Genomic DNA, 19636 nt, shown 5'->3' on the forward strand with positions numbered 1-19636 from the left:
TCTAACTTGGCTGTTTTGAAATGAAGATTGTCGCAACTTTGCCTACTAAAGAATGGATAAAGAGGATCAAAAGGATAATTTTATTAATAAATTGGAAATGTGATGGAGTTTGTGAAAAACTTCACGAAATTTGCATTTCAAAATTAAAATACTTGCTATGAAAATAAATCTAAAATCAGGAATTGATAAGTTGCTTTTCGGAATGAAGCAAAATGATGTGACGGCTGCTTTAGGAAAACCGGATAAAAATTATGTAGACGAAGATGATAATGTGATTTTTGTTTATAATGCTCAAAAAATTAGATTGACTTTTTATCAAGAAGAAGAGTTGAAATTAGGATATTTAGTTGCTTCTAGTGCTGATTTAGAGCTTTTTGGATTTAAAATAATTGGTAGAAAAATTGCTGATGTAAAGAAAGATTTTGCCGCAAAAGCAATAACCAAATTCAATCAGGAAACTTTTGATACTTTTGAAAACTATTTCAATGAAGACAATTGGTTTATCCTTCAAACAGAATTTGATGAAGTAGTAAAATTCGAAATAGGGGCAATCATCAATGATAAAGATGAATTTGATTGGAAATTTCCAGCTAAGAAATAAAACATTTCAAAATAGAACATAAAAAAACCGACAAAATTTTGTCGGTTTTTTTGTGTTTTAAGCTCTAGCCTTTTAGCCAAGCATTTTTAAGTTTTTCTTTTGAAGGGTCTGTAGCTTTAAAAGTTTCTGTTTCTTCGTAGGGAAATTTCACAGTTCCTTTTATCGTTTGCTCAATACCTCCACGTTTAATTTGAAGCGTAATTGGATCGTTTTCTTTCCAGCTTTCACTCACTGTAATTAGGTCATAAATATTAGCCAAAGAATAGGCTTGTTTGTTTACCGATAGGATGATGTCGCCCCCTTTTAGCTTTAAATTCTTGAAGAATTCGTTTTGTTCAATATCAGAACGAACACTAATTTCTTTTGTTTTTTGGTCAACAGCAATATAAGGAGTTTGTCCTTTTAAGAAAACAGGACCGGCCTTTTTTTCAAGGGCCTTGGCTACGCCAACTTTCGCTAAGTAAAAATCGTATGGAATTGGAGTGGTACCGGCAACATATTTGGTTAAAAATTCGCCAACTTCAGGATACGTTAAGGCTGTAATTTTAGCAAAAAGTTCATTATCATTAAAGGGTTTGTCAATACCATATTCATTCGACAAGCGGTGCATTAAATCAAGTATGCCTCTTTCTCCATTGCTTTTTTCTCTTATGATAAGGTCAATACACATCCCAATTAAGGCTCCTTTTTGATAAACATTTAAATATTGGTCTTTATAAGGCTGTTCTAGTACATTAGCACTCATTTTTGTAAAAGACATCGTATCATTTAACGTTTTTGCCTGTTCGATTTTATCTGCAATACGCGTATAAAATTCAGCTTCACTGATTAAACTTTGGTTGATCTGAAAAAGATTAGCAAAATATTCGGTTACGCCTTCATACATCCATAAATGTTCAGACATTTTAGGGGCATTATAGTCGAAAAATTGTATTTCTTTAGAGTGAACCGTTAAGGGGGTTACAATATGAAAAAACTCATGAGAAACAACGTCTTTCAAAGATTCTACTAATTTCTCTTTGGGTATAGATTCAGGTAAAACAACTGTAGTTGCAGTCGGATGTTCTAAAGCTCCAAAGCCATGAGCGTCATCTTTAGCCATACTAGATAAATACAATAAAACCGTATATTTTTTAGTGCTATTTACTTTTCCTAAAAAGTTTTTCTGCGCTGTCATCATGGTTTTCATTTCAGGTGTGATACTCTCAGCAGTAAATTTTCCTGTTGGAGAATATACAGCGATCAAAATATCCATTCCATTCACGTTGAAAGTGGTGTAATCTGGTTTGGCATACATGATTGGATTTTCAACCAAAACCGCATAACGAGGAGTTGTGAAAACATCGCTAGTAGCACTTGCATCTTCGTCAGTCATTGAAGTTGCACCCCAAAGTGTTTCCGGGTGCGTAATGGTAACTTGATAAGGAAGATCTAATTTGTCTTGAAAATAACCTACGAAACCATGTGTGTTCACCATGAAGTTAACGCCTGCATTGATATTGGTTCCCGCTGGAGAGAATATATCATCATTTCCAAATCCAGTCCCTTTTTCGGTATCAAAAGTATCATTTACTAAATACGTAATTTTATTTAATTTTTTTGCATCAGAAATGGACCAAGAGTTATCGTCTATTCTTTTTACTGTTAAAGCATTTCCTTTGCGATCAAAAGCTTTAAAATCTTCTGCATATTTACCATAGTTGTCTGTGGAGTACGTTCCAGGAACCGTTTTGGGTATGCTATAGATAATTTCGTCTGTTTTTATTGCAGGCGCTGTAACACTTACTAAAACTTTGTCTCCTTTAACATCAGTAAGGTTCAAGGTAACAGCAACGATGTTGTTTTGAGCAGCACCAGAAGGATTCCCAGTTTTACAGCTCCAAATGAGCATGGCCAGGGCAAGCGTATAAATTACTTTTTTCATTTTATAGGGTTTAGTTCTGCTATAGGTCTTAAAAATATAGAATTGTTACAGTTTTTGGTAAAAAATAGAGATAAAAAAAACTCCTGAATACAGGAGTTTTGTGTTAGTCTAGTTTATTTTTTATGTAATACTTACCATCCAAATCTTCATCAAAATCGTCTATTTTAACGGGTTTTGGTTTTGGTTTGTTTGCAACTGCTTTCTTTTTCCACATTTCAAATTTCTCAAGTGGCATTTTCTTTTTCATGATTTCTAAAACTTCCTTTTCGGCTAATCCAAATTCTTTTTTTATGATTTCAAATGGATTTTTTTCTTCTAAAGCTAACGAAACAAGTTTTTCCGTTTGTTCCCAATTCAATTCTTTGCGGTTACTCTTTTTCATCACGTGAAAATTAATTCAAAATAGAGGTTAATGATTAATAGATTGATTTTCAATTTAAGTATCAATATTAATAAAAAAAAGAATTAGTTCGTCAGATCGGGTGCATTTTTTTTACTGATTTTTGCTGTTTTTTATGGATCGCGGTTTTTGAAAAGGAATTTGCAATAAATTACTCAATTTGTTGTTTTCTTCCGAGCTCATATGTGTATCTACGCCATAAATGATTTCTTCTTTTTTTAAAGTCGTAAAGGTGCCAAAAATGTGATCCCAAACGGAAAAGATGTTTCCGTAATTGCTATCGGTATAGGGTAAAAGATAATGATGATGTACTTTGTGCATATTGGGAGATACGATGAAGTAACTTAATATGGTATCTAATTTAGAAGGAAGGGAAATATTAGCATGAGTAAATTGCGTAGAGATAACCGATAGCGTCTGATACAAGAACACCATCCACATGGGGCTTCCTACTAGTAAAACGGCAAGTAAAGTGAACACAAAGCGAAGAATGCTTTCCCCAGGATGATGCCTGTTGGCACTAGTGGTATCGATCCAAGTATCAGTATGGTGTATTAGATGAAATCGCCATAAGAATTTCACTTTGTGTTCGATGTAGTGCACTAAATAGGCTCCAATTAAATCTAACAAAAGTAATCCGATAAGGGTGTAGAGCCAAATAGGAATTTCAGGTAGTTGTTGTAGGACTCCAAACTGATGTTCAACAGTCCAATTGGCAGTTTTAATCAAGAGAAAGGCCAAGATAAAATTGACAAGTATTGTAGTGAAGGTAAAGAAGATGTTGATTCCAGCATGCTGCCATTTCTTATAGTTCATGTGCAACAGCGGAAAACTATTTTCAATAATCCAAAAAAAAGTAATGCCTGCAATCAAAATAAAACTGCGGTGTGATGCGGGTATACTGCTAAAATAGGCTATAATTTCATCCATAAATAAAGATTTGAGTGAAAATAATAGATTCCCTTTAGAGGAGAAAGACTTGAATATGGAGTAAAAAGAAAGAGAAAATCAAATACAAATAGATTGGATTTTCTCTTTCTAATGAACTTCTTTTCGGTTGCTAAATTTACGCTTTTTTAATCAAGCTAATGATAAATAATAGAATCCAAGCACCTCCGACAGCAATTATAATTTGCCAAAGAAGACCACCACCGCCAAGACCAATTTTAGTAGCGATCCACCCTCCGAAAATACCACCAATAATACCTACGATAATGTTACCAAGTAAACCAAAACCAGCTCCTTTCCAGATTTGGCCAGCTAGCCAACCGGAAACGGCTCCAATGAGTAAGAAATATAAAAATGCCATATGCTAAAGTTTATGAGTTATTAATTGTTGAGCCGTGTACTATAATTATGCTTGGGCGTGATCTTGTAGTAATGTTTTATAGATGAAACCTGCTACAACAGCTCCTAAAATGGGGGCAAGCCAAAACAGCCATACTTGTGACAATGGTTCACCACCAGTGAAAATAGCTTGAGATAAAGATCGTGCCGGGTTTACGGAAGTATTGGTGATGGGAATGCTGATTAAGTGAATTAAGGTTAAGGCTAATCCGATGGCAATTCCTGCGAATTTTCCGTTTGCAAATTTATCGGTAGCTCCTAAAATGATTAATAAGAAAAAGAGGGTCAGCACAAATTCAGCAATAAAAGCAGATTGCAGTGAATAACCATCAGGAGAAAAGGCTCCAAAACCATTTGAAGCAAAAGCACCAGCTTTAGTATTGTCAATGATAAAACCTACTTTTCCAGAAGCGATGGTGTACAAGGTTCCTGCTGCTGCTATAGCACCAATACATTGTGCAATGATATAAGGAATAAGATCTTTTAGAGGGAATCTTCCTCCAGCCCACAAACCAAAGGAAACCGCTGGGTTAAAATGCCCTCCAGAAATGTGTCCCACGGCATAGGCCATCGTAAGTACAGTTAAACCAAAAGCGAGTGCAACACCTGCGAATCCAATTCCTAAAGTGGGGAATCCTGCGGCAAAAAGGGCGCTTCCGCAACCACCAAAAACCAGCCAATAAGTTCCAAAAAATTCTGCAAATAATTTTTTCATAATGAATAATTTTAATTAATGATTTGTCAAAGGGTATATTGGTAGGCCCATAAAATCAGTACGATTTGTAAAGGCAAACGCAGTAATAATATTAGTTTTACGATAGAGAATTGTCTTTTTTTGTTGGTGTACATAAAAAGGTTGGCTGGAAATACAGCGATCAAAAGCGCTATAAGACCCCAGGCCGCAAAACAAGTTGTAAACGGAATCATTAGCAGGACGCCTAAAATAATTTCGGCAGCTCCACTTAAAATATTTAATAATTTGGGATGAGCAAGGTAGGGAGGAATGATTGTAAGATACATTCTAGGGTTTCTAAAATGGTTAATTCCGGCAACGATATACAGAAACGCCATTAGATATAAATGCCAAGGTAAATTCATGATAGGGTTGTTTATCACGAATTTACAAAATAATTAACAATTATTACGCTACAAGATTTTTTTTTTAAAAGACTAAAAAAAAACTATTTTTTTTGTTTGAAATTGACATTCATAATAATGATGGCAAGAATGATTAACACGATGCCCACCCATTGTAAAAAGATCACTTTTTCATTTAATAATACATAAGCCATCATGACAGAAACGGGAAGTTCTAGTGCTGAAACAATACTACCTAAACCGATTCCAGTTAGGGGAAATCCAGCATTCATAAGTAGGGGAGGAATGATGGTTCCAAATAACGATAAGACAATTCCCCATTTCATGAAAATCGCAAAATTAAAAGGAGTTAGCTGGGTTGCCAATGCGAATGAGAATACAATGATCGCACCCCCAAAAAGCATATATAAACTGCGTTGAGCAGATGAAATTTCAGTAGCGACACGATTTGCTGTGAACATTGTAGTGGTAAAGGATGCAGCTGCAAAAACGCCCCAAACAATTCCACGCCAATCTAATTTGATATCATTGTTGAGTATATTGGTGGCCAAGATCGTACCGATCAGGACAATAAAAACGGCGATGACTTTTTGTTTAGAAGGTAATTTTTTTTCTAAAATCATTTCGAGTAAAACACCCATCCAAACAGTTTGCATCAACAAAACAATTCCTATTGAAACGGGAATGTATTTTACTGCCAAATAGTAAAATAGGCTAGTCATCCCTAAGGAGGTACCGGCCAGCATTAAATTGAAAATATTTTTAGGAGTTGCTTTGACAACCTTATTTTTGAGTTTGATTTTTTGAAAAGCGTTGATTAATAAGATTCCAATAATTCCAAGTACAAATTGAGAGGTAGTCACTTCAGCAGTAGTATACCCTTCTGAATACGCTATTTTGACAAAAGTAGCTAACATTCCGTAGGTTGTAGCTCCTAAAGCTACTAGAACTACCCCTTTTAATACATTGTTTTGTGCCATCTTAATTTGTTTAGTTTGAAAAATTGAAGAGGGCAAAGGTAAGTTATTTTGTTTGAGATTTAATAGAAATAAAGCGAAATCGTTAAGAGTGATCTCGGTTCAGGGTTGATTTTGGTCATTAAATTGAGAATTTGTCAAGCTTGTAGTTTCTTAGATGAAATAAAAAAGCCATCAAAATACAGATTTTGATGGCTTTAGATGTTTACCACTGAAAAGTATTGGAAGTACTTCAGTTGTTATTTTTTAGCGCATTACTTTGCAGGCTGATTCTGATAAGTCTCGATTTCAAATATTAAAGTAGCGTTGGGAGGAATTACGCCTCCAGCCCCTTTTTCTCCATAGGCTAAATTTGATGGGATGTAGAAAGTAGCTTTCTCTCCAGGGGTCATCATAGCTAATGCCTCTATAAAACCTGGAATCATTCCGTCTTTTTTACCAGCAACAAATGGAAAAGCTTGATATCCTTTTTGCGCGTCTCTATTAGCATCATATTTGCCGTATGCTTTAGCAACGGATGTAATACTGCTATCAAAAAGATTTCCATCTTCGAAGTAACCCGCATAATGAAAATAGAAAGTAGTTCCATCGGCAGGTTTTACCCCTGTACCTTTTTGTGTAATCACATATTTTAAGCCAGAAGCTGTTGTTGTTGCAGTGGCTTTATTAGTTGTGAAATAGGCTGCTTTTGTGGCAATTACTTTTTGGCTTTCTGCTTTTTTAGCTTGTTGTTTTTTTACATCTTCAGCTAAAACTTTTAGGGCATCAAATTTTTTGGCAAGGGCACCTTTACGACTAATGGTGATTTTAGTCATAACATCATTCTGAACAATTTTATTTACATTATCCATTCCAGAAACAACATGTCCAAAAATGGTATGTTTTCCGTTTAACCACGGTGTTTCTTTATGAGTAATAAAAAATTGACTTCCATTGGTAGCGGGCCCGGAATTAGCCATTGCTAGTATACCCCCTTTTTCGAATTTCAAATCCTCCACAAATTCATCTTTAAAAGAGAATCCTGGACCTCCAGAACCAGTTCCATCTGGATCACCACCTTGAATCATAAAATCATTGATCACTCTGTGAAATTTTAGTCCATCATAAAAGGGTTTTCCTTTGAGCTTTTCTACTTTTAGATTCGGGTTATTACCTTCTGCTAAAGAGACAAAGTTCGCTACGGTCACCGGTGCTTTTGTGTATTCTAATGCTAAAACGATATCCCCTTTAGTAGTAGAAATTGTAGCAAAAACACCTTCAGTAGGATCTACTTTTGGAGCTAGTTTTGTTGTCGCTACTTTTGGTTTTATCGCCGTTTTTGCAACAGGTTTTTTTGTGGTTTGTGCTTGGATGTTTAGGGCTGCCAAGCAGAATAAAAATAAAATTTTAAACTTCATTGTATTTTAAATTTAAGACGGTGTTAATCTTTAAATAGGGTTATTGAGGCTTTTCTAATAATTGAATTTCGAAAATGATGTTAGCATTTGGTGGAATAACCCCTCCAGCACCAGTTGCTCCATAAGCTAAGTGCGATGGGATAAAAAGAACCGCTTTATCTCCAAAAGAAAGTTGTTCGATTCCTTCAATAAATCCAGGAATCATACCGTCTTTACGACCCGCTTGAAATGGTATTGGTTGGTATCCTTTTGCTTCAGCTCTAGCAGCATCAAATTTCCCAAAAGCTTTGTTAACTTCTTCTACACTAGAGTCAAATAAAGTTCCATCTTCCAAGAAACCAGAGTAATGAATGTAAAGTTGTGTTCCTGTTTTTGGTTTTTGTCCAGCTCCTTTTTCAGTAATAACATATTCTAAACCATCGGCAGTTTTAGTGGCTTTTGGTCGTAAAGCTGCCAAGTAAGCAACTTTCTCTTCTTGCGCTCCAGCGTATTTACTTTTCTCTTTAGCAATGGCAGAAAAGTAATCGTTAAATACTTTTACAGCATCAAATTTTTTAGCCGCTTCACCATTTCGGATGATCGTAACAGAAACGACTTGATCACCTTGTTTTACTTGGTTGACTACTTCTTGTCCTTTTTCAACAACATGACCAAAAATGGTGTGTTTACCATCTAACCAAGGTGTTTCTACATGCGTAATAAAAAATTGACTGCTGTTGGTGCCAGGACCATTATTTGCCATGGCAAGAACCCCTGGTTTGTCAAATTTTAGGTCTGTGATTTCATCTTTAAATTTATAGCCAGTATCTCCAGAACCAGTTCCTTCAGGATCTCCAGTTTGAATCATGAAATTTTCAATTACTCTATGGAATTTTAGGCCATTAAAAAAAGGCTTTTTCTTTAAGTAATCTTTGGTTACGAAATCATTTTTACCTTCTGCTAGACTGATGAAATTAGCAACAGTAACCGGTGCTTTTTGATAATCTAAGGCCACAATGATATGTCCTTTATTGGTTTCAATGTCAGCATATAAACCATCAGGCAGATTACTATGTTCATCTTTACAAGAATAAAGGGAGGTAACCGCTAATAGTAAGAGTAAAATACTTTTTTTCATTTTTAAAATGGTTTTTATGGGTTTATAGTGTCTTTTTTGGTTTCAGTTACCGGTTTTGCCGTCGCAGGTTTAGGTGTCTGTCTAGCTGCAGCAGGTTCAGTTGCAGTTGGGTCAGGTACAAAATTGCGGAGCGTTACGGTACAAATTAAAGATTGGTTGGGGCCTATTTTTTTATCGTCTCCATGGTAGCCGTAAGCAATATGTGAGGGGAATAAAAAAGTAACGGTTTCATTTTTATGCATCAATTTGATACCATCACGTAAGCCCATCATGATCTCTTGCTTGTCTACATAGTAGGTTTGTGGTCCAAGATCTGCTTCTGAATAAATGAGCTGTCCCTTTATGTCTTTTACTTCTAGATTGTAATACGCAATATCTCCTCTTTTAGGTGTTGCTGTATCGGTTAGATTTCTTTCATCATAAGAAAGCCAATAGCCTTTTCGGGTAGCAAAATATTTTACCTTAGGATTGCTTTGAATGATTTTTTTGATAACATCTTCTTCGCTAGCAACTAATTTTTTATTGCGGTCAACTGATTTTTTCATGAAGGTACCCGAAGCTGTTGAAATAGGTCTTCTGGCTTCTTCGTGTTGCTTACAACTGACCAATAGAAGAGAAAAGAGTAGGGTGTAAGTGCTGGTTTTGAAGTAGTTCATACGGGGTTATATTTTTAGTTTTGTTACTAAATCTTCAAATTTCTTAAGGGTTTCTTCCATCGAAACATCTGATCGTCCACCAGCAGCATTGCTATGACCACCTCCATTGAAATGGTCTCTTGCAAACTGATTAACATCAAATCCACCTTGTGAACGGAAGGATATTTTTATAATTTTTTCTTCTTTATTTTCAATAAAAATGGCAGTAAAAACGATCCCTTTTATGCTAAGTCCATAATTGACAATTCCCTCTGTATCTCCTTTTACGTAATGAAAAGAATCTAACTCATCTTGTGTCAGGGACGTATAAGAGGTTTTGTGGTCCTCGAGAACTTTCAAGTTTTGCAAGGCACGACCTAATAATTGTAAACGACTGTAAGAACTGTTATCGAATAATAAAACAGGGATTTGTGTGTTTTCAACTCCTAGATCGATGAGTTCGGCAATGATGCGATGGGTGTTTCCTGTTGTTCCTGGAAAACGAAATGAACCAGAATCAGTCAAAATTCCAGTGTAAATACAAGTAGCAATGGTTTTGTCTAAATCTTGTTTTTTATCCAAAAAGGAAATGAAATTATACACCATTTCACAAGTAGAGCCAAACGAAGTATCCGAGTAGGTAAGAGCAGCATAATCATCTGGTTTTTGATGATGATCAATCATGACAAATGTTGCTGTTAATTTAGCCAGGGTATGTTCCATTTCACCAGTACGATGAAAAGCATTGAAATCGAGGGTAAAAATCAACTCTGCTTCTTCTAATATTTTAGTGCAATTTTGAGTGTCTTTTTCAAATATTTTTACTGTTTCAGAACCTGGCAACCAAGCTAAAAAATCAGGAAAGTCATTAGGAGCAATTACCGTTGCTTGATGATTGTTTTTTACTAAAAAGTGATATAAGCCTAAAGTAGAGCCCATAGCGTCACCATCAGGACCTCTATGTGGAATGATAACTATTTTCTTTGGGGTTGCGAGTAATAATTTTAACGCTTGAATGTCTTGTATTTTCATAGTGTGCGAATTTACATTTTTTTAATGTAATGTTGAAATCATTTTAGAGATTAACACACTTTTAGGGATTCTTGTTTTGTAGTCTTAGTTTCGGGTTTTTAATTTGACTTTGGGCTTGGCTTGTGAAAGTGATTTTAGGCAGATAGGAGGGGCTAAGGTCACCGTACGTTCTAGCTGAAAAATAACTTTAAACCCAGACCAAATTAAAGCCACTTCTGATACAGTTTGTATTTAGCTCCCTTGATAATTTGGGATTTATAAATTCCCACAGTACCTGACGAAAAATAGGCCATGACACAAGCAATGGCGATGAAAATTCCAGGTTGAAGACCAAAGAGTTCTATTCCCATAAGGGTACAGGCAATGGGTGTATGGGTGGCTCCAGAAAAAACGGCGACAAAACCCAAGCCAGCTAAAAAGGCTATAGGCAGGGGAATAATTAAGGATAAGGCACTTCCTAAAGTAGCGCCTACAAAAAATAAGGGGGTTACTTCGCCTCCTTTAAAACCTGCTCCTAGGGTAAATCCCGTAAACAAAATTTTAAGCAAAAAATCGTACCAAGCACTAGGCGTTGAAAAGGAGTCCACTATAAAAGGAACACCTAAACCGGAGAATTTTGTGAACCCAAAACCGGCAATAGCCAGGGCTAAAAGGATACCTCCAATAAAAGGTCGAAAGGGTGGGTGTTTAATAGTTTTTGAAAAAAGTGTGCTCCAAAAGTGAGTGCTTCTGGAAAACAACAAAGCAGCAAAACCAGACAAAATACCGATTATAAGGGTATAACATAAGGTAGGGAGGCTGAGTGCAGGTACGGTAGGAATCAAGTAATGGGTATGTTTTACTTGCCAAAACGCAACGGTAAAATAAGCTACATAGGCGACCAAAAAGGATAAGAAAATACTCTTGACGTTTATTTTGCTAAAATATAAAACCTCTAAAGCAAAAACAGCTCCTGCCAGTGGGGTTCCAAAAACGGAAGCAAAACCAGCGCTTATTCCTAAAATGATTAGAGTTTTTCGTTCTGCATGGGTTAAGTTGAAAAGACGGGTGAATTGATCGGCAATGGCGCCTCCCATTTGTACCGCTGTACCTTCACGACCTGCCGAACCCCCGAATAAATGAGTGACTAAGGTTCCAAAAAGGACTAAGGGAGCCATTTTAAACGGAATCATTTTTTTGGGACTTTCGTATTCTTCCAATAATAAATTATTGCCTTTAACTACGGACGTTCCATAGTAATGATAGCTCATTCCTATGCATAAGCCACCTAGGGGTAAAAACCAGATAATCCAATTATGTTGGAGTCTAAATTGCGTGACCCATTCTAAAGTAACTAAAAAAAAAGCAGAAGCAGATCCTGAAAAAAGGCCTATTAAAATACAAATGAGAAGCCATTTGAAAACCAGGAAGGATAGCGCTTTTAATTGTAGAAGGCTCATTAATTAGGGGAGTATTTTTTTGCCACGAATTACATTAATAAAACGGATTTCAAAACAATAGGAGTTTTAGAATCCTTAACAAAACTAATCTTTTTTAATCAGTGGCAAAAAAAATTATCCTTGAATAACAGCAGTGAATTCAATTTCAACTAAATATTCAGGAGCGACCAGCTTGCTGATTTCATAAAAACCTGTGGTAGGTTTTACATCTTTAAAAAAGGCAGCATGAGCTCTTGCTACTTCTTCAAAAGTAGAAATATCAGTGGTGAAAATACGGGTTCTGATCACATCTTTGATGCCTACATTTAAATCCTGTAATACCGTTTCAACTCGTTCTATAATGTTGTACGTTTGAGCATAAGCATCAGTTGCTGTTACTTTTTCCCCATCAACAATAGCTACTGTTCCGGAAACTTCAATAATATTGCCAATTCGCACGGCGCGACAATACCCCATTTTGTCTTCCCAAGGAGATCCTGTTAAGATGTTTTCTCTTTTCATTTTTTATGTTTTATGAAATTGTTCTTTTGAATTCAAACAAATTCAGGTTCGTTAATACCGTTGCAATTTATAAAATATGTGCATCAAAAAGAGTGGAATTAAGTTGAAATCATTTTGAAATTCAGTCTTTTTTGTGATATTTTTGATCGAGATTCGACACTGTTTTTATTTTATTTCGTAGTGCTCAAAGAGACGTAGTTTGTTTTGAGCGGCCGTAAGGTTTTGTTGTAAAACCTCAATTTTATTTAAGAGATGAGCTATGGCATCAATTCCCTCTACGTTTATTTTGAGATCATAGTGCATACGTATCATTTTTTCAACTGCGGGTAATTGTTCCGTTGGCAAATAGTCATCCTCTTCAAGGGTGATAATTTCAATCAAGCCATAATTTTTCAACTCTTTGATAAAAGTGTTTTCAATTTCGTGATACAAACAAAATTGTTTGATTAGTATTAAATTTTTAGGATCCATGATTTCTTATTTTAGCTAATTCTTGGAATAGTTGTTTTTCTTTTTCGGATAAATGAGTGGGAAGTTTTATGGTGTATGTAATATAGAGATCGCCAAAATGATTGTCTTTTTTATATACAGGAAACCCTTTACCTTTTAATTTTACTTTTGTTCCGGGTTGGGTTTCAGGCGGAACTTTTATTTTTACTTTTCCATCGAAAGTATTCACGAAAATTTCACCTCCGAGTAGGGCGGTATATAAATCAAGATCCACATCAGCGTACAAGTGGTTCCCCTCTCGTTTAAATTCAGAATGGTTGTCAATTAAAAAAGTAATATAGAGATCGCCATTGGGACCTCCATTGGCTCCAGGGGCACCATGGTTTGGGATTTTTATGATTTGCCCATTTTCCACTCCAGCGGGAATGGTAATTCGGATGTTCTTTCCGTTTACGGTTAAATTTTGTTTGTGTGTAGTGTAAGCGGAGGCTAAGTCTAATTGCAATTCAGCATTGAAATCGTGTCCTCTGTATTTGGCCTGTTTTCTAGAACTTCCGCCAGCGCCGTACATGGAATTAAAGAAATCCGAAAAATCACTTTCTGAGAAATCACTTCCGCTAAAATCTGCATAGTTTGGATTAGCTTGCTGTTGTCTCGAGCTGCGTTGTTGGTTAGGATCGTAACCTGCTTTTTCGAATTCGTCGGCATGTTGCCAGTCTTTTCCATACTTATCATATTTTTTGCGATTTTCAGGGTTGCTCAAAACTTCGTTTGCTTCGTTTAGTTCCTTGAATTTTTTCTCCGCCTCTTTATCGTTCGGATTTAGATCAGGGTGGTATTTGCGTGCCAGTTTTCGATACGCTTTTTTGATTTCGGCTTCTGTAGCCGATGGGGTGATTTCTAATACTTTATAATAATCGATATAATCCATATTATTTGAATTTTTAATAAAGGTAAATTAAAGCATTGAAGTTAGGTATAAGTTGTTAATTATCAAAGTGCTGTAGCTTTTTAACACGAAAAAATGGTGTGTAATTTGGATTTAGACAGGACGGGACGACTTTCTACAGGGGGATTTTTTGATAATATAATGATTCTTGGCAGGTTTTTTGATTCTAAAAATTAGCCTAATATATTGTTATAATAGTCTTAAAGTTGTAGCGCCTTAGTAAATTATGCTATTTTTGTGATGCTATACTATTGATTTGAGACAACTTTTAAAAGCCGATTCTATAATACTTTTTCAATGAAGCATATCTTATTTTATATCTTATTTTTGACCGCTCTAACGGTAACTGCGCAAACTGAATTTAGTACTAAATTTAAGGCTATACCTGCTCCAAAGTTTAGTGCAAAAACTAAAAAAATGCCGATTCCAGAGGTCAAAAATCCTCAAGGGGAAAATAGTGATATACCAAGTATTAAAACCCCAAACGTTTTTGATCATACGAGTATAACTCCAAAATCGCAATTTCAAATAGGGGTTGAGAAAAGTAAGTTTACCATGTCTACTGAAACTGGGTTCGCTAATCCGGGGGATCGTTATGTAGCAAAAATGGAGAAAGATTTGGATAAAGCTTTAAAAGCCGCTGGTTTAAGAGAAGGTAGAGGAACATTGATTAAAAAAAATATATCCTTAGGGGAGTTTAAAACCAAATCGGAATTTTTTGTGGTAAAATTCCGCGATTTTGGAGCCATAGATGGAGATTTAGTAAAAGTATCTTCTAATGATCTAGTGATCCGAGATCAATTGTTTTTGGATGCTAATTTTAAAGATGTCAAAATAGTACTGGTCAATGGTTTTAATAAATTAGACTTTGAGGCTTTAAATATTGGTAGTTTAGGTGGGAACACGGCTGAAATTCGTGTTTACGATGATAAAGGTACCTTGGTCGCTAATGAGTACTGGGATAATCTTGCCGCTGGTTTTAAGGCTTCTATATTGGTTACCAAAGAGTAATTTCTTCTCAATAGATTAGGTTTTAGCCGGTAAAGAGCGCTGTTTTTTATGACCTAAGATTCAAAATTATAGGCTGTTAGAAACGGATAAAAAGAAAAGCTAAAAAAAAATTAAAAATCAATTTTTCAAATTCGAATATAAAAAGTATTTTTGCGCATGCAACACAACGTACTTATTTTAGATTTCGGATCGCAATATACTCAGCTTATTGCGCGTAGAGTTCGCGAATTAAATATATTCTGCGAAATTTTTCCTTACAATCACTTTCCAAGTGATTTATCACCTTATAAAGCCGTAATTTTGGGAGGAAGCCCATTTTCTGTTCGTGCAGAAGATGCTCCGCATCCTGATTTATCGCAAATTAGAGGCAAACTTCCTTTATTGGCCGTTTGTTACGGAGCACAATATTTAGCTCACTTTAGTGGTGGTGAAGTAGCTGCTTCGAACACCAGAGAATATGGTAGAGCTAATTTATCTTATATTAAAGAGGATGAAGTTTTCTTTAAAGGGGTTTCTGAAAACAGTCAAGTTTGGATGAGTCATAGTGATAGTATTAAGGCCTTACCAACTAATGCTGTGAAATTAGCCAGTACTCACGATGTAGAATTTGCTGCTTACAAAATTGAAGGTGAAACAACTTACGCTATTCAGTATCATCCAGAAGTTTTCCATTCTACAGATGGATCGAAAATGTTGGAGAACTTTTTAGTAGATATTGCTGAAGTTCCTCAAAACTTTACACCAAATGCTTTTGTTGAAGAGATGGTGGGGGAATTGAAGGAAAAATTAGGAAATGATAAAGTAGTTTTAGGATTGTCAGGTGGAGTAGATTCTACTGTAGCGGCAGTTTTATTACACCAAGCGATTGGTAAAAACCTATATTGTATCTTTGTTAATAACGGTTTACTTCGTAAAAACGAATTCCAAAATGTATTGGATCAATACAAAGGAATGGGATTAAATGTAAAAGGAGTGGATGCTGGAGATCGTTTTCTTGGCCAATTAGCAGGAATTAGTGATCCAGAAACCAAACGTAAAACAATTGGTCGTGTATTTATCGAAGTTTTTGATGATGAATCACACCTTATTGAAGATGTTAAATGGTTGGCTCAAGGAACTATTTATCCTGATGTTATCGAGTCTGTTTCTGTAAAAGGACCTTCGGCTACGATTAAGTCACACCACAATGTTGGTGGGTTACCAGATTATATGAAATTAAAAATTGTAGAACCACTTAGAATGTTGTTTAAAGACGAAGTTCGAAGAGTGGGAGCTAGTTTAGGAATAGATCCAGAATTATTAGGAAGACATCCTTTTCCAGGACCTGGATTATCAATTAGAATTTTAGGAGATATTACACCTGAAAAAGTACAGATTTTACAAGATGTTGATGCTGTTTTTATTGACGGTTTAAAGTCTTGGGGATTGTACGATAAAGTTTGGCAAGCTGGAGCTATTTTGCTTCCGGTAAATAGTGTTGGAGTAATGGGTGATGAGCGTACTTATGAAAAAGTAGTAGCGCTTAGAGCTGTTGAATCTACTGACGGTATGACAGCTGACTGGGTACATTTACCATATGATTTCTTGATGAAAGTATCAAACGATATTATTAATAAAGTAAAAGGCGTGAATCGTGTCGTTTATGATATTAGTTCAAAACCACCAGCAACTATTGAGTGGGAATAGGACATCGTTTTAAAAAAAAAGAGGCATTACTTTAGTAATGCTTTTTTTTTGCCTACAATTTAGAAGAGGTTTTTCTGTGATTTTGATGGTGTACTTGTATTATTGGATAAGAGATGAAGGATCAGCAGTCTAACAAGCCACTTTTAAGGTGCGAAATCCCCAGCGCTGAAGTTTATGATAATCTTAGAGAAGTTTCAAACGGCTTTTATCTAGATTTAGGTATATTTACAGTAGCAATACTAAGAGATGAGTGGATTGTGAAACTCATTGATTCTGTATATTTTAGCACTAGTTTTTTATTGAAAATTAAGGTTATTTCCCACTGTATTGGTCTATTTGGATACTTAAATAAGGAAGAAGTGATCCCTAAATACAAGAAAAATAAAGAAAATGAGTTATATAAAAACAGTATTATCGCTAAGGTAGAAGTTAACCTAAGTAATAATTAGTGTGGCATGACAAGTGGCCCGAATCTTGTTTGAAGAAAAAGGAGTCGTTTGTGAACTAGAAATTAAATTGTTTAAGTCCTATATATGAAATATTATTCACCTTTATTGTCCTTAGTTTTTTTTGTTGCGAGTTCCGCTTTTTCTCAGGAAAAAGTAGTGAAGTATACTGTCGCAAGTGGAGAAACGATTAATCAAATTGCAGTAAAATTTAAAGTTACTCCTTATGATATATACGCTCTAAACCCGGATGCGCGTAGAGGATTAACGCCAAATTCAGTTTTGTTGATACCCACCCATACAGGCAAAGTAGCCTCGGTTGCAGCAAAACAGGAAACGACTGTTATAAAAACAGGGGGGAATACCAAGGAAATGATCCACGAGGTGCAGCCAAAGGAAACTTTTTACAGTATAGAAAAAAAGTATGGTATTTCAGACGAAGCTTTGAAAGCAGCCAATCCTTTTCTGGAAAAAACGGGTATCCAAATTGGACAAAAATTGGTGATTCCTGCAAAAGGATCTGCCGCTAAAGCAGCCGTAGCATCAAATAAAACTGCCAAAACAAGCGCTCAAGAAAAGTATGTTTATCATGATGTTTTAGCAAAAGAAACTAAATTTTCGATTGCTAAAAAATACAGTACGACCATTGAGGACTTAGAGCGACGTAATCCTAGTATTGTAGCTAATTTACCGATTGGGTATCGATTGACCATAAAAGGAATCGCACCTAAAACTGAAGCAGCAACTCCAGTGAGCAATGTAGCTAAGGCTGTTGAAACTAAAAAAACAGTTGGAGCAACTAAAAAAGCCACAACTTATATGGATTATCAGGTGAAACCTAAAGAAACTTTTTATAGTTTATCGAGGACTTTTCATTTGACACAAGAGGAATTAGTGGCGTTAAACCCGACACTTACCGAGGGCGTAAAAGAAGGAATGGTTTTAAAAGTTCCAACAGGATATTTGGCACCAGCACCTATTATTGCACAACAACAGCCTGTAATTGAAAAAGCAGTTGAAAATGCAGGAACGATCAAAATTGTGGAGAAAGTAAAATCAGAAACGGTGGCTGCTGCTCCTGAAGTGGTGGAGTTAACCAAAAAAAGAGGTCAAAACGATCGCAAGAAATTAGTTTTATTACTGCCGTTTAATTTGGCCAAAATGCAAGGAGACACCCTTAGTGCCTCAAGCCGAATTAAAGGGGATAAATTTTTGAATATGACACTTGATTTTTATTCAGGTGCAATGATGGCAATCGATTCTGCTAAAGCGTTAAAGTTGCCAATAGATGTGGCGATTTACGATTCTCAGGAAACAAAAAACACTTCGAATGTATCGAATTTGCTAGCACAGAATAAATTGCAAGATGCCGATGCTGTAGTAGGTCCATTTTATCAAAACAATGCTGAGGCTACGGCCAATACGCTTCGTTTGTATAATGTTCCAGTGATTTCACCTTTGTCTAAAGATAGTGCAAATCCGATTGATAATTTGTATCAGACCATACCAGGAAGTGATGTGGTGCGAAATGCTGTTTTCGACTATATGCGTGCAAAAAACGGAAATATTGTTGCCGTGGTTGATAGAAAGAAAGAATCAGTAATCAATTATATCAAACAAAAGCAAAAGGGCGTTGTTTTTGCCAATTTAACCGAAACAGGTGGTCTAGATGTCTCTAGCTTAAAAAGTTTATTGTTACCTAATAGAATCAATTATGTGGTAATGGAGACCGCTAATACAGCTATGGTTAGAACAACGATAAAAGCGCTAATTGATGCACAAAAGAGCTGTCAGGTACAATTGGTGATTTTAGAGCCAAACAGTACATTGGATACCGATGAAATAAATTTTGATCAATTAGTAAAATTGAAATTGATGTATCCTTCTGTGACTCGTGAAAGCGATGAAGCTGCTGTTTTAGTTTTTGAAAAAGAATACAGATTAAAAAATAAAGTGAATCCAAATACTTATGCAACTAGAGGATTTGACGTAACTTTTGATACTATGATGCGTTTGGTACAAGGAAAAACGTATCAAGAAACAACTGATTTAATGACCACAGAACAGGTGGATAATAAATTTCAGTTCTATAAAAAAGAAGATGGTGGGCACGCAAATAAAGGTGTTTACATTTTATATTACGATACCGATTTAACTTTAAAAGTAGCAAATTAATGACATCAAAAGTAACCTATTTAGGCGATTTAAGAACAAAATCAATCCATGTGCAATCAGGAAGTGAGATTATCTCAGATGCACCAGTAGACAATAACGGAAAAGGCGAGGCCTTTTCTCCAACCGATACAGTAGCTAACGCATTGGCAAGTTGTATGATGACCATCATGGGAATCAAAGCGCGTGATATGGATGTAAATATTAACGATTCGACTGCGGAAGTGACTAAGATCATGAATGCTGAACCAAGAAGAATAGGCGCGATTGAAATTGCTTTTGAAATGAAGGGTGTAGCAGATGAAAAAAGTAAGACGATATTAGAAAGAGCAGCGATGACTTGTCCTGTTTTCTTGAGTTTGAATACCGAAATCGAAAAACGAATTACTTTTAACTGGAAGTAATTTCGTACTGTATTTATAAACAAAAAGCCATCGATTTCTCGATGGCTTTT

The 19636-nt window shown here is 35.6% G+C and carries 21 protein-coding genes; 6 read left to right on the forward strand and 15 right to left on the reverse strand.

Going from position 1 to position 19636, the window contains the following annotated elements:
- The first annotated feature begins 157 nt into the window (after positions 1–157).
- On the forward strand, positions 158–601 hold the full coding sequence (locus tag AC51AA_RS18310; protein ID WP_500703636.1) for a hypothetical protein: 444 nt from the start codon (positions 158–160) through the stop codon (positions 599–601).
- A gap of 64 nt (positions 602–665) precedes the next feature.
- Here the strand turns inward: AC51AA_RS18310 and AC51AA_RS18315 are convergent, their stop codons facing one another.
- The 15 genes from AC51AA_RS18315 to AC51AA_RS18385 all read right to left on the reverse strand — a co-directional run bounded on the left by AC51AA_RS18315 (position 666) and on the right by AC51AA_RS18385 (position 13849).
- The gene (locus AC51AA_RS18315) at positions 666–2525 is read right to left on the reverse strand and encodes a M61 family metallopeptidase (RefSeq protein WP_500703637.1); all 1860 of its coding nucleotides are present in this window, start codon (positions 2523–2525) and stop codon (positions 666–668) included.
- 103 nt (positions 2526–2628) lie between these two features.
- Positions 2629–2907 (reverse strand): DUF2805 domain-containing protein, encoded by a 279-nt coding sequence (locus AC51AA_RS18320; RefSeq protein ID WP_213297686.1) that lies wholly within the window; start codon positions 2905–2907, stop codon positions 2629–2631.
- Positions 2908–3018: 111 nt separating this feature from the next.
- Positions 3019–3855 carry a sterol desaturase family protein gene (locus AC51AA_RS18325; protein ID WP_500703638.1) on the reverse strand — a complete coding sequence of 279 codons (837 nt, stop codon included), beginning with the start codon at positions 3853–3855 and terminating at the stop codon, positions 3019–3021.
- 136 nt (positions 3856–3991) lie between these two features.
- The gene (locus tag AC51AA_RS18330; RefSeq protein WP_500703639.1) at positions 3992–4234 is read right to left on the reverse strand and encodes a GlsB/YeaQ/YmgE family stress response membrane protein; all 243 of its coding nucleotides are present in this window, start codon (positions 4232–4234) and stop codon (positions 3992–3994) included.
- Positions 4235–4279: 45 nt separating this feature from the next.
- On the reverse strand, positions 4280–4987 hold the full coding sequence (gene aqpZ, locus AC51AA_RS18335; RefSeq protein WP_500703640.1) for an aquaporin Z: 708 nt from the start codon (positions 4985–4987) through the stop codon (positions 4280–4282).
- 26 nt (positions 4988–5013) lie between these two features.
- Complete coding sequence (locus AC51AA_RS18340) at positions 5014–5370, reverse strand: DoxX family protein (RefSeq protein ID WP_500703641.1); 357 nt, start codon at positions 5368–5370, stop codon at positions 5014–5016.
- Positions 5371–5453: 83 nt separating this feature from the next.
- A complete protein-coding gene (locus tag AC51AA_RS18345) occupies positions 5454–6350 on the reverse strand; it encodes an EamA family transporter (protein ID WP_500703642.1) in 897 nt (298 codons plus the stop codon).
- Between the two features lie 251 nt (positions 6351–6601).
- Positions 6602–7744, reverse strand: a complete 1143-nt coding sequence (locus AC51AA_RS18350) for a peptidylprolyl isomerase (RefSeq protein ID WP_500703643.1) — start codon at positions 7742–7744, stop codon at positions 6602–6604.
- A 40-nt stretch (positions 7745–7784) separates the two neighbouring features.
- On the reverse strand, positions 7785–8861 hold the full coding sequence (locus tag AC51AA_RS18355; protein ID WP_500703644.1) for a peptidylprolyl isomerase: 1077 nt from the start codon (positions 8859–8861) through the stop codon (positions 7785–7787).
- Between the two features lie 14 nt (positions 8862–8875).
- Complete coding sequence (gene gldI / locus AC51AA_RS18360) at positions 8876–9517, reverse strand: gliding motility-associated peptidyl-prolyl isomerase GldI (protein WP_500703645.1); 642 nt, start codon at positions 9515–9517, stop codon at positions 8876–8878.
- Between the two features lie 6 nt (positions 9518–9523).
- A complete protein-coding gene (locus AC51AA_RS18365) occupies positions 9524–10528 on the reverse strand; it encodes a DHH family phosphoesterase (RefSeq protein ID WP_500703646.1) in 1005 nt (334 codons plus the stop codon).
- 203 nt (positions 10529–10731) lie between these two features.
- Positions 10732–11967 (reverse strand): voltage-gated chloride channel family protein, encoded by a 1236-nt coding sequence (locus tag AC51AA_RS18370; protein WP_500703647.1) that lies wholly within the window; start codon positions 11965–11967, stop codon positions 10732–10734.
- A gap of 114 nt (positions 11968–12081) precedes the next feature.
- Positions 12082–12468: a RidA family protein gene (locus AC51AA_RS18375; protein WP_500703648.1), complete on the reverse strand. Its 387-nt coding sequence runs from the start codon at positions 12466–12468 to the stop codon at positions 12082–12084.
- 165 nt (positions 12469–12633) lie between these two features.
- Positions 12634–12939, reverse strand: a complete 306-nt coding sequence (locus tag AC51AA_RS18380; protein ID WP_500703649.1) for a chaperone modulator CbpM — start codon at positions 12937–12939, stop codon at positions 12634–12636.
- Positions 12929–13849: a DnaJ C-terminal domain-containing protein gene (locus AC51AA_RS18385; protein ID WP_500703650.1), complete on the reverse strand. Its 921-nt coding sequence runs from the start codon at positions 13847–13849 to the stop codon at positions 12929–12931. The genes AC51AA_RS18380 and AC51AA_RS18385 overlap by 11 nt, the downstream gene beginning before the upstream one ends.
- Before the next feature lie 315 nt (positions 13850–14164).
- Here AC51AA_RS18385 and AC51AA_RS18390 point away from each other — a divergent pair, with 315 nt between their 5' ends.
- From AC51AA_RS18390 to AC51AA_RS18410, 5 genes are all read left to right on the forward strand, one after another.
- Positions 14165–14878: a hypothetical protein gene (locus tag AC51AA_RS18390; RefSeq protein ID WP_500703651.1), complete on the forward strand. Its 714-nt coding sequence runs from the start codon at positions 14165–14167 to the stop codon at positions 14876–14878.
- Positions 14879–15034: 156 nt separating this feature from the next.
- Positions 15035–16564, forward strand: coding sequence for a glutamine-hydrolyzing GMP synthase (gene guaA, locus AC51AA_RS18395; RefSeq protein ID WP_500703652.1), 1530 nt, complete (start codon positions 15035–15037; stop codon positions 16562–16564).
- A 113-nt stretch (positions 16565–16677) separates the two neighbouring features.
- Positions 16678–17013, forward strand: coding sequence for a hypothetical protein (locus tag AC51AA_RS18400; protein WP_500703653.1), 336 nt, complete (start codon positions 16678–16680; stop codon positions 17011–17013).
- Between the two features lie 84 nt (positions 17014–17097).
- Complete coding sequence (locus AC51AA_RS18405; RefSeq protein ID WP_500703654.1) at positions 17098–19185, forward strand: LysM peptidoglycan-binding domain-containing protein; 2088 nt, start codon at positions 17098–17100, stop codon at positions 19183–19185.
- A complete protein-coding gene (locus tag AC51AA_RS18410) occupies positions 19185–19586 on the forward strand; it encodes an OsmC family protein (RefSeq protein WP_500703655.1) in 402 nt (133 codons plus the stop codon). The genes AC51AA_RS18405 and AC51AA_RS18410 overlap by 1 nt, the downstream gene beginning before the upstream one ends.
- Positions 19587–19636 lie beyond the last annotated feature (50 nt).

The organism is Flavobacterium sp. OHVDL-2026-0007, from assembly GCF_059882335.1.

Coding starts and splice junctions, on each gene's coding strand:
- AC51AA_RS18310 (WP_500703636.1), top strand. CDS start 158: ATGAAAATAAATCTAAAATCAGGAATTGATAAGTTGCTTTTCGGAATG.
- AC51AA_RS18315 (WP_500703637.1), bottom strand. CDS start 2,525: ATGAAAAAAGTAATTTATACGCTTGCCCTGGCCATGCTCATTTGGAGC.
- AC51AA_RS18320 (WP_213297686.1), bottom strand. CDS start 2,907: ATGAAAAAGAGTAACCGCAAAGAATTGAATTGGGAACAAACGGAAAAA.
- AC51AA_RS18325 (WP_500703638.1), bottom strand. CDS start 3,855: ATGGATGAAATTATAGCCTATTTTAGCAGTATACCCGCATCACACCGC.
- AC51AA_RS18330 (WP_500703639.1), bottom strand. CDS start 4,234: ATGGCATTTTTATATTTCTTACTCATTGGAGCCGTTTCCGGTTGGCTA.
- aqpZ (WP_500703640.1), bottom strand. CDS start 4,987: ATGAAAAAATTATTTGCAGAATTTTTTGGAACTTATTGGCTGGTTTTT.
- AC51AA_RS18340 (WP_500703641.1), bottom strand. CDS start 5,370: ATGAATTTACCTTGGCATTTATATCTAATGGCGTTTCTGTATATCGTT.
- AC51AA_RS18345 (WP_500703642.1), bottom strand. CDS start 6,350: ATGGCACAAAACAATGTATTAAAAGGGGTAGTTCTAGTAGCTTTAGGA.
- AC51AA_RS18350 (WP_500703643.1), bottom strand. CDS start 7,744: ATGAAGTTTAAAATTTTATTTTTATTCTGCTTGGCAGCCCTAAACATC.
- AC51AA_RS18355 (WP_500703644.1), bottom strand. CDS start 8,861: ATGAAAAAAAGTATTTTACTCTTACTATTAGCGGTTACCTCCCTTTAT.
- gldI (WP_500703645.1), bottom strand. CDS start 9,517: ATGAACTACTTCAAAACCAGCACTTACACCCTACTCTTTTCTCTTCTA.
- AC51AA_RS18365 (WP_500703646.1), bottom strand. CDS start 10,528: ATGAAAATACAAGACATTCAAGCGTTAAAATTATTACTCGCAACCCCA.
- AC51AA_RS18370 (WP_500703647.1), bottom strand. CDS start 11,967: ATGAGCCTTCTACAATTAAAAGCGCTATCCTTCCTGGTTTTCAAATGG.
- AC51AA_RS18375 (WP_500703648.1), bottom strand. CDS start 12,468: ATGAAAAGAGAAAACATCTTAACAGGATCTCCTTGGGAAGACAAAATG.
- AC51AA_RS18380 (WP_500703649.1), bottom strand. CDS start 12,939: ATGGATCCTAAAAATTTAATACTAATCAAACAATTTTGTTTGTATCAC.
- AC51AA_RS18385 (WP_500703650.1), bottom strand. CDS start 13,849: ATGGATTATATCGATTATTATAAAGTATTAGAAATCACCCCATCGGCT.
- AC51AA_RS18390 (WP_500703651.1), top strand. CDS start 14,165: ATGAAGCATATCTTATTTTATATCTTATTTTTGACCGCTCTAACGGTA.
- guaA (WP_500703652.1), top strand. CDS start 15,035: ATGCAACACAACGTACTTATTTTAGATTTCGGATCGCAATATACTCAG.
- AC51AA_RS18400 (WP_500703653.1), top strand. CDS start 16,678: ATGAAGGATCAGCAGTCTAACAAGCCACTTTTAAGGTGCGAAATCCCC.
- AC51AA_RS18405 (WP_500703654.1), top strand. CDS start 17,098: ATGAAATATTATTCACCTTTATTGTCCTTAGTTTTTTTTGTTGCGAGT.
- AC51AA_RS18410 (WP_500703655.1), top strand. CDS start 19,185: ATGACATCAAAAGTAACCTATTTAGGCGATTTAAGAACAAAATCAATC.